The organism is Streptomyces sp. NPDC107517, from assembly GCF_055582645.1.
In genome coordinates this window covers 204,926-223,101 of the sequence record NZ_JBVJPM010000005.1, presented here as the reverse complement: position 1 = coordinate 223,101, position 18,176 = coordinate 204,926, and the positions used below count along the sequence as shown (strand labels likewise).

Annotated in this window: 13 protein-coding genes; 5 read left to right on the top strand and 8 right to left on the bottom strand. The window is 70.3% G+C overall.

Features of this window, described 5'->3' with window-relative positions:
• Nucleotides 1-13 precede the first annotated feature (13 nt).
• From ACZ67T_RS14470 to metH, 3 genes are all read right to left on the bottom strand, one after another.
• Entirely contained in the window at nucleotides 14-1,618 is a 1,605-nt protein-coding gene (locus ACZ67T_RS14470; RefSeq protein ID WP_469984063.1) for an ABC transporter substrate-binding protein, read from the bottom strand.
• 370 nt (nucleotides 1,619-1,988) lie between these two features.
• Nucleotides 1,989-2,684 carry an HAD family hydrolase gene (locus tag ACZ67T_RS14465; RefSeq protein WP_469984062.1) on the bottom strand — a complete coding sequence of 232 codons (696 nt, stop codon included), beginning with the start codon at nucleotides 2,682-2,684 and terminating at the stop codon, nucleotides 1,989-1,991.
• Between the two features lie 151 nt (nucleotides 2,685-2,835).
• The gene (gene metH / locus ACZ67T_RS14460) at nucleotides 2,836-6,357 is read right to left on the bottom strand and encodes a methionine synthase (protein WP_469984061.1); all 3,522 of its coding nucleotides are present in this window, start codon (nucleotides 6,355-6,357) and stop codon (nucleotides 2,836-2,838) included.
• Nucleotides 6,358-6,642: 285 nt separating this feature from the next.
• On the opposite strand from metH, the gene ACZ67T_RS14455 reads away from it, so the two are divergent.
• The 5 genes from ACZ67T_RS14455 to ACZ67T_RS14435 all read left to right on the top strand — a co-directional run bounded on the left by ACZ67T_RS14455 (nucleotide 6,643) and on the right by ACZ67T_RS14435 (nucleotide 12,980).
• Entirely contained in the window at nucleotides 6,643-7,407 is a 765-nt protein-coding gene (locus ACZ67T_RS14455; RefSeq protein ID WP_469984059.1) for an IclR family transcriptional regulator, read from the top strand.
• A 366-nt stretch (nucleotides 7,408-7,773) separates the two neighbouring features.
• Entirely contained in the window at nucleotides 7,774-8,565 is a 792-nt protein-coding gene (locus ACZ67T_RS14450; RefSeq protein ID WP_469984058.1) for an MIP/aquaporin family protein, read from the top strand.
• A gap of 60 nt (nucleotides 8,566-8,625) precedes the next feature.
• On the top strand, nucleotides 8,626-10,170 hold the full coding sequence (gene glpK, locus ACZ67T_RS14445) for a glycerol kinase GlpK (protein WP_469984057.1): 1,545 nt from the start codon (nucleotides 8,626-8,628) through the stop codon (nucleotides 10,168-10,170).
• A 3-nt stretch (nucleotides 10,171-10,173) separates the two neighbouring features.
• The gene (locus ACZ67T_RS14440) at nucleotides 10,174-11,796 is read left to right on the top strand and encodes a glycerol-3-phosphate dehydrogenase/oxidase (protein WP_469984056.1); all 1,623 of its coding nucleotides are present in this window, start codon (nucleotides 10,174-10,176) and stop codon (nucleotides 11,794-11,796) included.
• Between the two features lie 125 nt (nucleotides 11,797-11,921).
• Complete coding sequence (locus ACZ67T_RS14435; protein ID WP_469984055.1) at nucleotides 11,922-12,980, top strand: LLM class flavin-dependent oxidoreductase; 1,059 nt, start codon at nucleotides 11,922-11,924, stop codon at nucleotides 12,978-12,980.
• A 73-nt stretch (nucleotides 12,981-13,053) separates the two neighbouring features.
• Here ACZ67T_RS14435 and ACZ67T_RS14430 read toward each other — a convergent pair whose 3' ends face one another.
• Genes ACZ67T_RS14430 through ACZ67T_RS14410 form a run of 5 tightly spaced genes read right to left on the bottom strand, consistent with a single transcriptional unit; the run spans nucleotide 13,054 to nucleotide 18,170 of the window.
• On the bottom strand, nucleotides 13,054-13,590 hold the full coding sequence (locus ACZ67T_RS14430) for a MarR family winged helix-turn-helix transcriptional regulator (protein ID WP_469984054.1): 537 nt from the start codon (nucleotides 13,588-13,590) through the stop codon (nucleotides 13,054-13,056).
• 56 nt (nucleotides 13,591-13,646) lie between these two features.
• Entirely contained in the window at nucleotides 13,647-14,276 is a 630-nt protein-coding gene (locus tag ACZ67T_RS14425; RefSeq protein ID WP_469984052.1) for an SRPBCC family protein, read from the bottom strand.
• 38 nt (nucleotides 14,277-14,314) lie between these two features.
• Nucleotides 14,315-16,726 carry a xanthine dehydrogenase family protein molybdopterin-binding subunit gene (locus ACZ67T_RS14420; RefSeq protein ID WP_469984050.1) on the bottom strand — a complete coding sequence of 804 codons (2,412 nt, stop codon included), beginning with the start codon at nucleotides 16,724-16,726 and terminating at the stop codon, nucleotides 14,315-14,317.
• Nucleotides 16,727-16,731: 5 nt separating this feature from the next.
• Nucleotides 16,732-17,304, bottom strand: coding sequence for a (2Fe-2S)-binding protein (locus ACZ67T_RS14415; protein WP_469984049.1), 573 nt, complete (start codon nucleotides 17,302-17,304; stop codon nucleotides 16,732-16,734).
• Complete coding sequence (locus tag ACZ67T_RS14410; RefSeq protein WP_469984048.1) at nucleotides 17,301-18,170, bottom strand: FAD binding domain-containing protein; 870 nt, start codon at nucleotides 18,168-18,170, stop codon at nucleotides 17,301-17,303. Before ACZ67T_RS14410 ends, ACZ67T_RS14415 begins: the two co-directional genes overlap by 4 nt.
• Between the last annotated feature and the right edge of the window lie 6 nt (nucleotides 18,171-18,176).

Here is an 18,176-nt window from a genome sequence, read left to right as displayed (position 1 = left end):
GCTCGCGCTGGGATCAGCCGCTCACTCCGCGGCCGAGCTCCCAGAGCTGAAGGATCGAGGAGGAGCTCAGCGCCCACTCGACTCCGGTGATGTCGTCGCGGGCGGCGACGTACTGCTTGCCCTGCCAGAGCGGGAGGACCGGCACGTCGTCGGCGACGATGTTCTGGATGCTCGTGAGGCTCTTGGAGGCGGTCAGCCGGTCGGCCTCACGACGGGACTCGGGGATGAGCTGGTCCCGGATCGTGCTGTTCGCGTACGGGGACGCGAGGAAGTTGTCCTTGTCGAGGAACGGCGCGATGAAGTTGTCCGCGTCGGGGAAGTCGGGGAACCAGCCGAGGCCGTAGACGTCGTACTTGCCCTTGAGCTCAGAGGCGCGGAAGGTGTCCCAGGCGTCGCCCTTGATGTCGACCTTGAACAGGCCGCTGGAGTTGAGCTGCTGCTTGAGCACCTCGAACTCCCGCTTGGTGGCGGAGCCGTAGTGGTCGGTCGTGTAGTGCAGGGTCAGCTTCACCGGCGTGGTGATGTCGGCCCGGGAAAGGATCGAGGCGGCCTTGGAGCGGCTCGGCTCGCTGTACTTGTTGAAGAACGAGTTCGTGTGGCCGGTGATGCCGGCGGGCACGAGCGAGTAGAGCGGTTCGGCGGAGGTGCCGTAGACGTCGGCCGTGAGCTGGCCGCGGTCGACGACCTGGGCCATGGCCTGGCGGACGGCCTTGCTCTTGACCACGGGGGCGCTGGTGTTGAATCCGAGGTAGCGGATCTCCATGCCCGGCATCTCGACCAGGTTGATGTTCTTGCTCGGGTTGTCCGAGAGCTGCTTGATCTGCTCCGGCGACATGGTGCGCGTCATCATGTCGACGTCGCCCTTTTCGAGGGCCTTGCCCATGGCGTCGGCATCCGCGAAGGAGACCAGCTCCACCTTGTCGTTCTTCGGCTCCAACTGCCCCTTGTAGTGGGGGTTCTTGGTGAAGACGGCCTTGACGAGGGTGTTGTTCTTGACCTGGGCGTCGAGGGTGTACGGGCCGGATCCGTCGACCGAGAAGCCGTTGCGCAGCTTCCCCCTCGTGTAGTCGTCGGGGTCGACGATGCCGGCGGTGGGTGTGGCCAGCTTGTACGGGAAGGTGGCGTCGGGGCTCTTCAGGTGGAAGATGACCTCGTTGCGGCCCTTGGTCTCGATCGTGTCGATGCTGGAGAGCAGCGCGGAGGAGCCGCTGTCGCTCTTGATGCCGAGCACACGGTCGATGGAGAACTTCACGTCCGAGGCGGTGACGGGGGTGCCGTCGGCGAACGCGAGGCCCTTGCGCAGGGTGCAGGAGAAGCGCTCGTTGCCGGTGTCGGTGAAGCCGCAGGTCTGGGCGGCCTCGGGCACCGGCTCGCCGCCGCCGCGCGGCATCGCCATCAAGGTCTGGATGGTCTGGCGCAGCACGTTCCAGGAGCCCGCGTCGTAGGCGTACGCGGGGTCGAACGGGGCCGGGACAGCCTTCGAGGCGACGAACCGGTCGGTGGTACCGACGGCGATCGGGTTGCCGCCCTTGTCCCCGCTGTCGGACCCGCCGCAGGCGGCGAGCACAGGCGCGAGCAGGCCGATGACGGCCGGCAACACCAAGGTCTTGCGGTTCATGCTCGAAGTTCTCCAGAGCTGTCGATCCCGTGGGCCCGGCAACGGGGGTGGTGTCGACGGGACACGAGGGGGTTACGGCGATGTTCTCGCCACGAGATTAGTGCGCACGCCGAAGGGTCCCGAAGGGGCCGGAGCCGCGCCTTCATCACGCTGCGAAACCGGGCGTGGACACACCGATAACCCCACAGGGGTCTCTTCGGCTCAGGGTCCGACCAATCGGGACACAAGGTCACTCGGGGTGGAGTGAGGGGTGGGGCCGCAGCACAGGTCCGCATACCTGTCGACCCCACACCGAGTGGGAAACGTCACACGCTCAACTGGGTTGATGGACACTGCATTTCGGCCATGCGTGGGCGGCGTTACCGAAGGTTCAGTGGCCCATCAGGCCATGCAGGAAAGGCAGGTTGACGTGTTCGAGCGAGGGGACGACGGTACGTCGGTAGGCGGGTGCGATCGGCGCGACGGAGGGTACGGCGACCACATGGCAGCCGGCCGCCTCGGCGGCGGCGACACCGGTCGCGGTGTCCTCGATGACGGCACATCTGGCCGGATCCGCACCGAGACCGGCGGCCGCGAGCAGATACGGGTCGGGGTACGGCTTCGTCCGCTCGACCTCGTCACCTGCGACGGTGAGCGCGAAGTGCTCGGGACCGATCGAGGTCAGGACCCGGTCGATGATGCGCCGGTGGGAGGCGGACACGAGGGCCATGGGCACCTCGTGGGCGGCGAGTTCGGCGAGCAGCCGCGCGGCGCCCGGCATGAGCGGCAGGACGCTGCTGATGCGCTCCTCGAATCCGTCGTTGAGCAGCACGGTCAGCTCGGGGAGCGTGATGTCCGCACCGGTCGCCTCGATGAGGAAACCGGCACTGCGGGTCATGGGGCCGCCGACGACGACTTCGCGCCACGCATCGTCGAGCGCGTGCCCCAGCGAGCCGAAGACGGCGACCTCGGCGTCCCACCAGAAGCCTTCGGTGTCCACCAGAGTGCCGTCCATGTCGAGGAGCACAGCCTGCAGGGCGGAGCCTTCGGCCGTTCGGGTACCGAGAGCGGGGACCGTACTGGTCATACGGGCACACCTCCGTGAGGGACGAGAAGGCCGGCTGCCTCCTTTTGACGGGAAGGCAACCGGCCTGCACTGGACCGACCAGTGTACGTCTCGTACGGATCAATGCGCGCGATGGCGACTCCAGGACCACCCGCCGCGCCGCGCCACCGCGCTAGCGGGCGTTGAAGTACTTCGCCTCCGGGTGGTGGATGACGATCGCGTCGGTGGACTGCTCCGGGTGGAGCTGGAACTCCTCGGAGAGCTGGACACCGATGCGCTCGGGCTCCAGGAGCTGAGCGATCTTGGCGCGGTCCTCGAGGTCCGGGCACGCTCCGTAGCCGAGCGAGAAGCGGGCACCGCGGTACTTCAGCGCGAACATGTCCTCCATCTCGGAGGGGTCCTCGCCGGAGAAGCCCAGCTCGGAGCGGACGCGTGCGTGCCAGTACTCGGCGAGCGCCTCGGCCAACTGGACGGACAGACCGTGCAGTTCGAGGTAGTCGCGGTACGAGTTCGACTCGAAGAGCTTGGCGGTCTCCTCGCCGATCCGCGAGCCGACGGTGACGACCTGGAGGCCGACGACATCGGTCTCGCCCGACTCCTCGGGACGGAAGAAGTCCGCGAGACACAGGCGACGGCCGCGGCGCTGGCGCGGGAACGTGAAGCGGGTGCGCTCATTGCCCTGGTCGTCGAGGATGATCAGGTCCTCGCCCTTGGAGACACACGGGAAGTAGCCGTAGACCACGGCCGCTTCCAGGAGGCTCTTGGTGTGCAGTTCGTCCAGCCAGCCGCGCAGGCGGGGACGGCCCTCGGTCTCCACCAGCTCCTCGTACGTGGGCCCGTCACCGGTGCGCGCCTGCTTGAGGCCCCACTGCCCCTTGAACAGGGCGCCCTCGTCGAGCCAGGACGCGTACTCCTTGAGCTGGATGCCCTTGACGACACGGGTGCCCCAGAAGGGCGGCTCCGGGACCGGGTTGTCCGTGGCCGTGTCGGACCGTGCGGGCCCCTCTTCGGGCCGCTCCTCGATCTCCACACTGCCCGCCCTCACCCGGCGCTGCTTCAGCTCCGGCAGTGTCGCGCCCGGGACACCCCGCTTGACGGCGATGAGCGCGTCCATCAGACGCAGCCCCTCGAACGCGTCACGGGCATAACGGACTTCACCCTCGTAGATCTCGTGAAGGTCCTGCTCCACATAAGCGCGGGTCAGCGCCGCGCCGCCGAGGATCACGGGGAAGTCGGCCGCCAGCTTGCGCTGGTTGAGCTCCTCCAGGTTCTCCTTCATGATCACCGTCGACTTGACCAGCAGCCCGGACATGCCGATGACGTCGGCCTTGTGCTCCTCGGCGGCCTCCAGGATCGCGGAGACGGGCTGCTTGATACCGAGGTTGACGACGTTGTAGCCGTTGTTCGACAAGATGATGTCGACGAGGTTCTTGCCGATGTCATGGACGTCACCACGCACCGTGGCCAGCACGATGGTGCCCTTGCCCTCCGCGTCGGACTTCTCCATGTGCGGCTCCAGATAAGCCACCGCGTTCTTCATGACCTCGGCCGACTGGAGGACGAACGGCAGCTGCATCTGACCGGAGCCGAACAGCTCGCCGACGACCTTCATACCGTCCAGGAGCGTCTCGTTGACGATGTCCAACGCCGGACGGGACTCCAGCGCCTCGTCGAGGTCGGCCTCCAGACCGTTCTTCTCACCGTCGATGATGCGCCGCTTGAGCCGCTCGTCCAGCGGCAGCGCGGCCAGCTCCTCGGCCTTGCCGGCCTTGAGGGACTTCGCGGTGGCGCCCTCGAACAGCGCCATCAGCTTCTGCAGCGGGTCGTAGCCCTCCGCGCGACGGTCGTAGATCAGATCAAGGGCGGTGGTGACCTGCTCGTCGTCGAACCGCGCGATCGGCAGGATCTTCGACGCGTGCACGATCGCCGAGTCCAGGCCCGCCTTCACGCACTCGTCCAGGAACACCGAGTTCAGGAGGATACGGGCAGCCGGATTGAGACCGAAGGAGATGTTCGACAGGCCGAGCGTGGTCTGCACGTCCGGGTGGCGCTTCTTCAGCTCCCGGATCGCCTCGATGGTCGCGATGCCGTCCTTGCGCGACTCCTCCTGACCGGTGCAGATCGTGAAGGTCAGGCAGTCGATGAGGATGTCCGACTCATGGATGCCCCAGTTGCCGGTCAGGTCGTCGATCAGACGCTCGGCGATGGCGACCTTGTGCTCGACGGTGCGGGCCTGACCCTCCTCGTCGATCGTCAGCGCGATCAGCGCCGCACCGTGCTCCTGCGCGAGCCGGGTCACCTTCGCGAAACGGGACTCGGGACCGTCACCGTCCTCGTAGTTCACCGAGTTGATGACCGCACGACCGCCGAGCTTCTCCAGGCCCGCCCGCAGGACCTCGACCTCGGTCGAGTCCAGAACGATCGGCAGCGTGGACGCGGTCGCGAAGCGGCCCGCCAGCTCCTCCATGTCGGCCACGCCGTCACGGCCCACATAGTCGACACAGAGGTCGAGCATGTGCGCGCCCTCGCGGATCTGGTCCCGGGCCATCTCCACACAGTCGTCCCAGCGGCCGTCCAGCATCGCCTCACGGAACTTCTTCGAACCGTTCGCGTTCGTCCGCTCCCCGATCGCCATGTACGAGATGTCCTGGCGGAACGGGACCGTCTGGTAGAGCGAGGCGGCGCCCGGCTCGGGGCGCGGCTCGCGGACGGCGGGCGTCAGGCCGCGGACGCGCTCGACGACCTGGCGCAGGTGCTCCGGGGTGGTGCCGCAGCAGCCGCCGACGAGCGAGAGCCCGTACTCGCGGACGAACGTCTCCTGGGCGTCGGCCAGCTCGGGAGCGGTCAGCGGGTAGTGCGCGCCGTTCTTGCCGAGGACGGGCAGGCCGGCGTTGGGCATGCAGGACAGCGGGATGCGGGAGTGGCGGGCGAGGTAGCGCAGGTGCTCGCTCATCTCGGCCGGGCCGGTGGCGCAGTTCAGGCCGATCATGTCGATGCCGAGGGGCTCCAGGGCGGTCAGCGCCGCGCCGATCTCGGAGCCGAGCAGCATCGTGCCGGTGGTCTCGACCGTGACCGAGCAGATCAGCGGGAGGTTCGCGCCGGTGGCGTCGAGGGCGCGGCGGGCGCCGATGATCGAGGCCTTGGTCTGGAGCAGGTCCTGCGTGGTCTCGACGAGGAGCGCGTCGGCGCCGCCCGCGATCATGCCCTCGGCGTTCTGCTGGTAGGCGTCGCGCAGGGCGGTGTACGCGGCGTGGCCGAGGGTGGGCAGCTTGGTGCCGGGGCCCATCGAGCCGAGGACCCAGCGCTGCTGCCCGGTGCTCGTGGTGAACTCGTCGGCGACCTCGCGGGCGATGCGCGCGCCGGCCTCGGAGAGCTCGAAGACGCGTTCGGGGATGTCGTACTCCCCCAGGGCCGCGAGGTTTGCGCCGAACGTGTTCGTCTCGACACAGTCGACGCCGACGGCGAAGTACTCCTCGTGGACCGAGCGCACGATGTCGGGACGGGTGACGTTCAGGACCTCGTTGCAGCCCTCGAGGTCCTGGAAATCCTCCAGGGTCGGGTCCTGCGCCTGGAGCATCGTGCCCATCGCACCGTCGGCCACGACCACACGGGTGGCCAGGGCTTCACGGAGGGCGTCGGCTCGGGTCCGGCCGGCGGAGTCGGTGGACGGGACGGGCGTTGGCAACGAGGCCATGAAAGTGCTCCCTGAGGTGCGACGGCTGTCGGCTTTGCGGCTCCCATGAAGGAGGCGCACCCGGCCAGGGTAGCCGGGCCGGTGGTTCTCCGCGGAGGCGTCCACTGGACGGAACGCCATGTGGCGCGGGGTGCGGGTGCGCACAGGTGTGCCCCGAACCGGGGCGTCGAGCCAAACGGGGCGAAATATAGGCTCCTCGCGTATTCGCACGAGGTCGGCAACGACCGATAGTGTTCAGCATTGTCGAACGTTGCTCGGCGAGAGGATCAAGGAGGAAACGCTGGGATGGCACGGAACATCCAGTCACTCGAGCGGGCAGCCGCCATGCTGCGGCTCCTTGCGGGCGGTGAGCGCCGGCTCGGCCTCTCGGACATCGCCTCCACACTGGGGCTGGCCAAGGGCACGGCGCACGGCATCCTGCGGACGCTGCAGCACGAGGGCTTCGTCGAGCAGGACGCCCCGTCGGGCCGCTACCAGCTGGGCGCGGAGCTGCTGCGCCTCGGCAACAGCTATCTGGACGTGCACGAGCTGCGGGCGCGCGCGCTGGTGTGGACGGACGACCTGGCGCGTTCCAGCGGCGAGAGCGTCTATCTCGGCGTGCTGCACCAGCAGGGCGTACTGATCGTGCACCACGTGTTCCGGCCCGACGACAGCCGTCAGGTCCTGGAGGTCGGGGCGATGCAGCCGCTGCACTCCACGGCGCTCGGCAAGGTCCTTTCCGCGTACGACCCGGTGGCGCACAGCGAGGTGGTCGAGGTGGACCGAAAGGTGTTCACCGGGCGGACCGTGAGCGACCTCACGGAGTTCGAGACGCTCCTCGACCTGACCCGCGCGCGCGGCTATGCGGACGACGTCGAGGAGACCTGGGAGGGCGTCGCCTCCGTCGCGGCCCCGATCCACGACCGGCGGCGCATGCCGGTCGGCGCGGTCGGCATCACCGGCGCCGTGGAGCGCGTGTGCGTCGACGGGGATCTGCGCCCCGAGCTCGTCGCCGCCGTGCGGGACTGCGCCCGCGCCGTCTCCCGGGACCTGGGCGCCAGCCGCTTCTGAGCGCCCGCGCCGCCTCGACGGCGCCCCCGAACGAACGCAAGGCCCCGCTTCCCCGGCGGGGCCTTCGCCGTTTCGACGTGCAGGCCGCAGCTTTACGGGCCACCATCGACGGACGTGTGGCCCGGACACGCAACCGATAGTCCGACCCGATCAATAACGATCGAGTTTTCGACAAGAGAAACCATTGACTAGTAAGTAACCCCGGGGCGAGACTCGCGTCCATCGGTCGGCATTGTCGAACACCTACCGGCAACAGGCGTTAGAGTGTGGCAAGCCAGGGCCGAAAACGCCCTCACCTGAGGGCGCGAACCACCGGAGAGGGACCCGGGGTTCGGCTTCCCTGGACGAAGGACAAAGGAGTCGCGGGTGTCCAGCTCCGACATCTTCATCGGCGAGACCATCGGTACCGCCGTACTCATCCTGCTGGGCGGTGGCGTGTGCGCCGCCGTCACGCTGAAGAACTCAAAGGCGCGCAACGCCGGCTGGCTCGCGATCACTTTCGGGTGGGGCTTCGCCGTACTGACCGGCGCCTACCTGGCAGGGGGCGTGTCAGGCGCCCACCTGAACCCGGCGGTCACCATCGGTCTCGCCATCGAGGGCGGCACCAAGTGGAGCGATGTTCCGCTCTACCTGGGCTCGCAGCTCCTGGGCGCGATGATCGGCGCCCTGCTGGTCTGGGCGACGTACTACGGCCAGTTCCGCGCGCATCTGACCGACCCGGAGATCCTCGCCGCCCCGCCGGCCGAGGAAGGGATGATCCAGGAGAAGGTCTCGCCCAAGGCGGGCCCGGTGCTCGGCATCTTCTCGACCGGTCCTGAGATCCGGAACGCGGCGCAGAACCTCGTCACGGAGATCATCGCCACGGTCGTGCTCGTCCTGGCCATCCTCACGCAGGGCCTCAATGACGGAGGCAACGGCCTGGGCGTCCTCGGCGCCATGGTCACCGCGTTCGTCGTGGTCGGCATCGGCCTCTCCCTCGGCGGGCCCACGGGCTACGCGATCAACCCGGTCCGCGACCTCGGACCCCGCATCGTGCACTCCCTGCTGCCCCTGCCGAACAAGGGCGGCTCCGACTGGACGTACGCCTGGATCCCGGTCGCCGGCCCCCTCATCGGCGGCGCCATAGCGGGCGGTCTCTACAACATCGCCTTCAAGTAGGCGACAGACCCCCCGAGCACCCTCCGCCAGAGCCGCACCGAGAACTTCCAGGAGCAGACCGTGACCGACGCACACACCGCGGGCCCGTTCATCGCAGCGATCGACCAGGGCACCACCTCCAGCCGTTGCATCGTCTTCGACAAGGACGGCCGGATCGTCTCCGTCGACCAGAAGGAGCACGAGCAGATCTTCCCGAAGCCGGGCTGGGTCGAGCACAACGCGACCGAGATCTGGACCAACGTCCAGGAGGTCGTCGCCGGGGCCGTCACCAAGGCCGGCATCACCCGGGACGACATCAAGGCCATCGGCATCACCAACCAGCGCGAGACGACGCTGCTGTGGGACAAGAACACGGGTGAGCCCGTCCACAACGCCATCGTCTGGCAGGACACCCGCACCGACGCCCTGTGCAAGGAGCTCGGGCGCAATGTGGGCCAGGACCGCTTCCGCCGCGAGACGGGCCTCCCGCTGGCCTCCTACTTCGCCGGTCCCAAGGCCCGCTGGCTGCTCGACAACGTCGAGGGCCTGCGCGAGCGCGCCGAGGCCGGCGACATCCTCTTCGGCACCATGGACAGCTGGGTCATCTGGAACCTGACCGGTGGCGTCGACGGCGGCAAGCACGTCACCGACGTGACCAACGCCTCCCGCACCATGCTGATGAACCTGCACACCATGGAGTGGGACGCGAAGATCGCCGAGTCCATCGGCGTCCCGCTGGCCATGCTCCCGGAGATCCGTTCCTCCGCCGAGGTGTACGGCGAGGTCGGCGGCGGCCCGCTCGGCGACCTCCTCGGCGGCATTCCTGTCGCGTCCGCGCTCGGCGACCAGCAGGCGGCCCTGTTCGGCCAGACCTGTTTCTCCGAGGGCGAGGCCAAGTCGACGTACGGCACCGGCACCTTCCTGCTGATGAACACCGGCGACAAGCCCGTCAACTCGTACAACGGCCTGCTGACCACCGTCGGCTACCGCATCGGCGACCAGAAGGCGGTCTACGCCCTGGAGGGCTCGATCGCCGTCACCGGTTCGCTGGTGCAGTGGATGCGCGACCAGATGGGCCTCATCTCCACCGCCGCCGAGATCGAGACGCTGGCGTCGTCGGTCGAGGACAACGGCGGCGCGTACTTCGTGCCGGCCTTCTCCGGTCTGTTCGCCCCGTACTGGCGCTCCGACGCCCGCGGTGTGATCGCCGGCCTGACCCGGTACGTCACCAAGGCGCACCTCGCGCGCGCCGTGCTCGAGGCCACCGCCTGGCAGACCCGTGAGATCACCGACGCCATGACGAAGGACTCCGGCGTCGAGCTCACGGCGATCAAGGTCGACGGCGGCATGACCTCCAACAACCTGCTGATGCAGACGCTCTCGGACTTCGTGGACGCCCCCGTGGTGCGCCCGATGGTCGCCGAGACCACCTGCCTCGGTGCCGCCTACGCCGCCGGTCTCGCCGTCGGCTTCTGGTCCTCGACCGACGAGCTGCGCGCCAACTGGCGCAGGGCCGCCGAATGGACCCCCAACATGGCCGCGGAGAAGCGCGACCGTGAGTACAAGAGCTGGCTCAAGGCCGTCGAACGCTCCATGGGCTGGCTCGACGAAAGTGGCGAGGAGTAAGACATGACCACCCTGCAGAGCGTCCCTGCCCTCGGGACGCATCCGGCCGTCGGCTCGACTGCGTCGTTCAAGGCAGCGAGCCGCGCCGAGACCCGGGAGCAGCTCTCCAAGGCGCAGTACGACCTCCTGGTGATCGGCGGCGGAATCCTGGGCATCTCCACCGCCTGGCATGCCGCGCAGTCGGGACTGCGGGTGGCCCTGGTGGACGCCGGTGACTTCGCCGGCGCCACCTCCTCCGCCTCCTCCAAGCTCCTCCACGGCGGGCTGCGCTACCTGCAGACCGGCGCGGTGAAGCTGGTGGCGGAGAACCACTTCGAGCGGCGTGCGGTGTCGCGTCAGGTGGCACCGCACCTCGCCAACCCGCTCACCTTCTACCTGCCCGTCTACAAGGGCGGCCCGCACGGCGCCGCGAAGCTGGGCGCGGGCGTGTTCGCGTACAGCGCCCTGTCGGCGTTCGGTGACGGTGTCGGGCACCTGCTCTCCCCCGCGAAGGCACAGCAGGACGTGCCCGAGCTGCGGACGGAGAACCTCAAGGCCGTGGCCGTGTACGGCGACGACCAGATGAACGACGCGCGCATGGCCCTGATGACGGTCCGCGCGGCCGTCGACTCCGGCGCCGTGGTCCTCAACCACGCCGAGGTCACGGGCCTGCGCTTCACCCGGGGCCGGGTCACGGGCGCGGACCTCGAGGACCGCGTCGACGGCGAGGAGTTCGGCGTGAACGCCCGGCTCGTGCTGAACGCGACGGGCCCCTGGGTCGACCACCTGCGCGCCATGGAGGACCCGAACGCGGCCCCCTCCATCCGCCTCTCCAAGGGCGCGCACCTCGTCCTCAAGCGCACCTCCCCGTGGAAGGCCGCGCTCGCGACGCCGATCGACAAGTACCGCATCACGTTCGCTCTGCCGTGGGAGGACATGCTGCTCCTCGGCACGACCGACGAGGAGTACGAGGGTGACCCGCGCGATGTGTCGGTCACCGAGAAGGACACCGACCAGATACTCGACGAGGCGGCCTTCTCGGTACGGGACCAGCAGCTGAAGCGGGATCTGATCACGTACTCGTTCGCGGGTCTGCGCGTGCTGCCCGGCGGGCCCGGCAAAACGGCGCAGGCCAAGCGCGAGACGGTCGTCACCGAGGGCCGCGGCGGCATGCTGTCCGTCGCCGGCGGCAAGTGGACGACGTTCCGCCACATCGGCCGCACGGTGATGAAGAAGCTGGAGTCCCTGCCGGGCCACCCGCTGGGCGAGGACTTCGAGCCGGTCAAGGAGCTGCCGAAGCGGATGCCGCTGCCGGGTGTCGCCAACCCGCGCGCCGTCGCGCACCGCCTCCTGGTCGACAACCCGGCCCCGGGTCCGCGCATGGCGGCCGACACGGCCAAGCACCTGGCGACGCACTACGGTTCGCTGGCCTTCGACATCGCGCGGATGGCCAACGAGAACCCGGAGCTCGGCGAGCGGGTCCACCCGGACGCCCCGGAGATCTGGGCGCAGGTCGCCTACGCCCGCGACCACGAGTGGGCCGAGACGGCGGACGACGTGCTGCGCCGCCGCACCACGCTGACGATCCGCGGCCTGGCCACGGACGACGTGCGCGCCAAGGTCCAGGACGTGCTCGACAAGAAGTAGGTACCGCTGGATCCACATGACTTGAGGGGCGGCTCCCACGGGGGGGTGCCGCCCCTCTCGCATGTCCTGGCGCACTGCCATGCCGCGTACACACGTCCGCAATGCCGGGGCGTGAGAGTGGGGGCATGAAGTTCCAGGTCCTGTCGATCATCGGCCATGCGCCGCACCCCCTCACCGGTGAACTCCTCTCCACCTCCGACCGGTTGAGGCAGGTCATCGACGTCGGTGTCGCGGCGGAGGAGTTCGGCTTCGACGCGTACGCGGTCGGCGAGCGGCACGCGGGGGCGTTCCTGTCGTCGAGCCCCACGGTGATCCTCGGCGCGCTGGCCGCCCGTACGTCCCGTATCAAACTGCTGACCGGCGTGACGGTCCTCGCGATCCTCGATCCGGTGCGGGTCGCCGAGGACTACGCGACCCTGGACCAACTCTCTGGTGGTCGCGTCGAGTTGGTGATCGGCAAGGGCGCCGAGGCCGGCCATTTCGACCTCTTCGGGCTCGACGAAGCGCGCCAGTGGGACGTCCAGCGGGAGAAGTACGAACTCCTTCGGCGGCTGTGGAGCGAGGAAGGCGTCGACTGGGAGGGAGAGTTCAGGCCCGCCCTGAAGAACGTGACGACAGTGCCGCGCCCGTACGACGGACTGCCGCGCGTCTGGCACGGCTCGGCGACCTCGCTCAACTCCCCCGAGCTGGCGGCCCGGCACGGTGATCCCCTGTTCACTGCCAACGCCGTCCAGCCGCGGGCGGCCTACGCGAAACTCATCGACCACTACCGCGCGCGGTTCGAGGCGTACGGGCACGATCCGGCGCGGGCGCACGTCGCGGCGGGCTCGGGCGGCCTGCTCGTCGCGGACTCTCACGAGCGGGCGGTGGCCCGCTTCAAGGAGCTGTACGAGACCAAGGTCGCACAGTCCTTCAAGCCGCACCTGGAGGGCAGGGCGGGGTACAACACGCCGTTCCGCACGATCGACGACGCCATCGCGGACGGGCCCCAGCTGATCGGTTCGCCGCAGCAGATCATCGACAAGATCCTCGGCTACCACGAGGTGTACCGGCACGACCTCCAGTCGGTCACCGTCGACACCTTCGGGCAGGGGACGGGCGAGCAGGTCGAGACGCTCCAGCGGTTCGCCGAGGAGATCGCGCCGGTGATCAGGAGGGAGGCGCCCAGCTCCCTGTGGGAGTGAGCGCCCCCGTTTCCGGGAAGCCGCGTCGTCGCCCGGACACAGAGCCGCTTCGTCGCCCGGAGCCGCTTCGTCCCTAGGAAGCCGCTTCGTCCGGGGTGTCCGAGTCGAGGATGGAGTTCTCCAGCTTGCGCAGGAGCCGCGCGAGCTGGCGGCGCTCCGCCGGGGAGAGCTCGCCGAGCATCCGGCGTTCGTTGTCGAGGTGCTCGGTGAACACCTCGTCGACCGTGGCGAGCCCCGCGTCGGTGAGCCGCGAGTAGACGACCCTGCGGTCGCCGGCGTCGCGCTCCCTGACGATCAGGCCGTCCTTCTCCAGGCGGTCTATGCGCAGGGTGACCCCGGCCGACGAGACGAGACCCTGGTCGGCGAGCTGCCCCGCTGTCAGGCGGTACGGCGCGCCGGACCGGCGCAGCGCAGTCAGCACGTCGAATCCGGCGACGGAGAGCCCGTGCCGCTCTATCGAGGCGATGAGCTTGGTGTTGTACCGCAGGAACGAGCGGTGCAGCCGGGCGAGGACCTCCAGTGGGGTCGTGTCCAGCTCGGGCCGCTCACGCGCCCAGTCCTCGATGACCTCCGCCACGGCGTCACGCCGTGCCGCCTTCCGTTCAGCCATCCCCGTCCCCTCGGCCGCTCCCGGGCGCGACGCGATGTCCTACGCCCCTGAAAATCCTACCCCTGAAGCGATCGGGGGCCGGACGCGCGTCGGGCGACGAGACGGATCACGGCGATCGTGACGAGCACGGCCGCGGCCGGGACGGCGGCCTTCCGGAGGAGGACGGGCAGGGCGGCGGCGCCGAGGTCCACCGCCTCGGGCTCGCGGGCCCGGGGCGGGATCGCCGCCGCAGGTTCCGCGGTGGCCGGTTCCCTCAGCAACTCCTCCAGCCGCTCGGCGAATTGGCGCACGATGCGGTCGCCGACCTCGGTCATGATGCCGCGGCCGAACTGGGCGGGGCGGCCGGTGATGTCGAGGTCGGTGCCGACGCGGACCCGGGTGCCCGCCGGGTCCGCGGCGAGCGACGCGGTGACGGTGGCGGACGCGGTGCCCGCGCCCCGGGTCTCGCTGCCGCTGAGGTCGAGGACCATCGAGCGGCCGCTCTCGTCGCGGGTCACGGTGCCCTCACCGCGGTAGCTCATCTGCACGGCACCGACCTTCACCTTGACGCGTCCGGTGAACGCGTCGCCGTCGAGGGTGTCGAGCACGGCACCCGGCATGCAGGGGGCCACACGGCCGAGGTCGAGGAAGAGTTTCCACGCGTCGTCGGGCGTGGCCGGGACGGTGAAGGAGTGGTCGAGTCGCATGGGTGGGTGTCCAATCGTCGGGGTGGAGCGGCGCCGGGTCAGCGGGCGGCCGCGGGCCGGCCGGCCGTGCGGAGCAGGTCCCGGACGCGGCTGGGCGAGAGGGGGCCGCGCCGGACGACCACGCCGAAGGGGCGCAGCGCGTCCTCGACGGCGTTCGCGAGCACGGCCTGTGGGGCGATGGCGCCGCCCTCACCGAGGCCCTTGACGCCGAGGTCGTTCATCGGGCTCGGGGAGTGGATCTCGTCGAGGTCGAGGTCGGGTATCTCGGACGAGGTCGGCACCAAGTAGTCCATGTAGGTGCCGGTACGGGGCTGGCCGTCGGGGCCGTAGATCATCTCCTCGTGGAGCGCGCCGCCGATGCCCTGGGCGATACCGCCGGTGACCTGGCCCTCGGCGATCATCGGGTTGACGATGACGCCCGCGTCGTGGACGGCCACGTAGTGCAGGATCTCCGTCTCGCCGGTGCGTTCGTCGACCTCGACGACGGCGGCGTGCGCGCCGCTCGACACGGCGAAGCCGGGCGGGCGGAAGTGCACGGTCTCGCTGAGCTCGGTGCCGTGCCGGCCGTCGGTGGGCTCCGGGGTCCCCGGGAGCGGGGCCCGGCCGGCGAGTTCGGCGAGGGTGAGAGCCGGGCCTTCGGCGGCCTTGGCCGTGATGACGCCCTCACGCAGGTCGAGGTCCTCGCCGGGGACGCCGAGCCGGCGCGCAGCGGCCTCGATGATCTTCTCGCGGACGAGGCGGCCTGCCCGGTGCGTGGCATTGCCCGCGTTGACGAGGGCCCGGCTCGCGATGGTGCCGACACCGAACGGCGTCGCGGAGGTGTCCCCGCCCACCACGTCGACGGCGCCGAAGGGCACCCCGATCGCGTCGGCGGCGATCTGCGCCATGGACGTGCGATGCCCCTGCCCCTGGGAGGGTGCGCCGATCGCGAGCTTGACCCGGCCGCTGGGCGCGATGTCGATGCGGGCGGTCTCGAACGGGCCGAGTCCGGTCGCCTCGATGTACATCGCGAAGCCGATCCCGACGAGCCTGCCGTCACGGGCGCCCTCGCGCTGCCGGGCACGCACCCCTTCGAGATCGGCCTTGGCGACGGCGCGCCGCAGCAGCTCGGGGAAGTCCCCGGAGTCGTAGGACTGCGGCTTGCCGGAGCGGTCCACGAGACCCGTCGCGTACGGCATCTCGTCGGGACCCACGAGGTTGCGCGCCCTCAACTCGGCCGGTTCGAGGCCGAGTTCGCAGGCGAGGCGGTCCATCGCGCGCTCCATCGCGAAGACGGTCTCGGGGCGGCCCGCTCCTCGGTAGGGCGTGGCGAAGGTGGTGTTGGTGAGGACCCCGACGACGTCGATGTCCACGTGCGGGACGCGATAGGGGCCGAGGAGGTGGCACACCGAGTTGTAGGGCACGACCAGGCCGGTCATGTTGTACGCGCCGAAGTTGACGGTGATGCGGTCGCGTACGGCCAGGAGGCGGCCCTGTGCGTCCGCGGCGAGTTCGATGCGATGGATCTGCTCGCGGGCGTGCGAGGCGGCCGTCAGGTTCTCGTTGCGGTCCTCGCGCCAGAGCACCGGGCGGCCCAGGACGCGGGCCGCGTACGGGACGAGCATCTCCTCGACGTAGAGGATGCCCTTCTGTCCGAAGCCGCCGCCGACGTCGGTGGCGATGACACGGACGCGTTCCGGGTCGAGGCCGAGCGTGTGCGCCGTGGCCTCCCGCACCCGGTGCGGGGTCTGGGTGTTGGACCAGACGGTCAGCACGCCGCTGTACGGGTCCACCTGGGCCGAGACCGCGCGGGTCTCGATGGGCGAGGCGACGTACCGGTGGGCCCGGAACTCCTCGCTGACGACGGTGTGGGCCGAGGCGAACGCCGCGTCGGGGTCACCCACCTTGGTGGCCACGGCGACGGCGGTGTTGTCACGGAGGTCGTCGTGGAGCTGCGGGGCGCCTTCGGTCAGTGCGCGGTCGGGGTCGACGAGGACGGGCAGCGGCGTGTAGCGGACGTCGACGAGTTCGAGGGCGTCCTCGGCGAGGTAGCGGTTCTCGGCCACGACGACCGCGACGGGCTGGCCGACGTAGAGGACCTTGTCCGTGGCGAGGAGCGGCATCGGGGTGATCGCGACGTACGGGTCGAGGAGCTCGGCGAGCCCGGGCGGGGTACGCAGTTCCTCCCTGTTGAGCATGGCGGGCAGATGGGCCACGTCGGCGCCGGTCCAGACGGCGACGACGCCGGGGGCGGCGAGCGCGGCGGTGACGTCGACCGACCGGATGCGGGCGTGGGCGTGCGGGCTGCGCAGGAAGGCGGCCTCGGCGACGCCGGGCAGGGCGATGTCGTCGACGTAGCGGCCGTTGCCCCGCAGGAGGCGGTCGTCCTCGACGCGCGGAACGGGGCGGCCGGTCCAGGGGCCGCCGTCCGGCGCGGGTTGCTGGGGTGCTTGGGACGGTCCGTGGGACATACGGGTCACTCCCCCCGCCCGGCGGGGCCGCCGGCGAAGCGTTCGTCCAGCGCCTGGCACACGGCACGACGGATGTTGCGGTAGCCCGTGCAGCGGCACAGGTGTCCGCTGAGGGCGTCGGCGACATCGGCCGCGTCGGGCCGCTGGGGCTGTTCGGTCAGCGCGGTCGCCGTCATCACGAATCCGGGGGTGCAGAAACCGCACTGCATCCCGTGGCACTCGTGGAACGCCCGCTGTACGGGGGTGAGCGGGGCGTCACCGGGGGCGAGGCCCTCGACCGTGCGCAGCTCGGCGCCGGCGCACTGCACGGCCAGGGTGAGGCAGGAGCGGGCCGGCTCGCCGTCGACGAGGACGGTGCAGGCGCCGCAGACGCCGTGCTCGCAGCCGACGTGGGTGCCGGTCAGGCGCAGCCGGTCCCGCAGGAAGTCGCTGAGCAGCAGCCGGGACTCCACCTGGGCGGTCACGGGCGCGCCGTTGACGGTCAGGCGGATCTCGTGCCAGCCGGAGGGTTCGGCGAGCGGCGGCGGGGCGGCGTGGGTGGCCGTCGCCGGGTCGGAGGTGGCGAGGTCGGTGGTCATGAGCAGCGCTCCCAGGCGAGGGTGCAGGCACGGACGAGGAGATGGGCGGCGGCCTCGCGGCGGTAGGCGGCCGTGGCGTGGACGTCGTCGGCGGGCGTGAGCCCGGCGAGCGCGGCGGACGCGGCCGCGTCGAGGGCCGCCGCTCCCGCGCCGGTCCCGGTCAGCGCCTCCTCGACGGCGGGCAGGCGGACGGGGACGGGGCCCGCGCCGCAGAAGACCGCGCGGGCGGCGGCGACCGAGCGCCGGTCCGGCGCGCGGCGCAGGGTGACCGCGACGCCGACGGTGGCGAAGTCGCCATGTCTGCGGGCGAGTTCCTCGAAGGCCCAGCCGTCACCGGCGCGCGGCGGCAGGACGACCTCGGTGAGGAGCTCGTCCGGTGCCACGGCGGTCTGGAAGGTGGCCACGAAGAAGTCGGCGGCGCCGACGGTACGGCTGCCGCGGGGTCCGACGATCACGAAGCGGGCGTCGAGGGCGAGCGCGGCGGTCGGCAGTTCGGCGGCGGGATCGTGGTGCGCGAGGCTGCCGCAGACCGTGCCGCGGTGGCGGATCTGCGGGTGCCCGATGCGCCGGATCGCCGCCGCGAGCAGGGGCCACCCGGCGCGCACCACGGGGTCGTCCGCGGCCCGGGACTGACGGACGGCGGCGCCGATGTGCAGGGCGCCCGCGTCGTCGGCGTACAGGCGGTCGAGGCCGGGGACCCGGGTGATGTCGACGAGCAGCCCCGGGCGGGCGAGGCGCATGCTGAGCATGGGGATCAGGGACTGGCCGCCGGCCAGGACCTTGGCCTCCCGCTCCTCGTCGGCGAGGAGGGCCAGCACCTCGCCGAGGCTGCCTGGAGCGCTGTAGTCAAAGGGTGTCGGTTTCAACCGGCT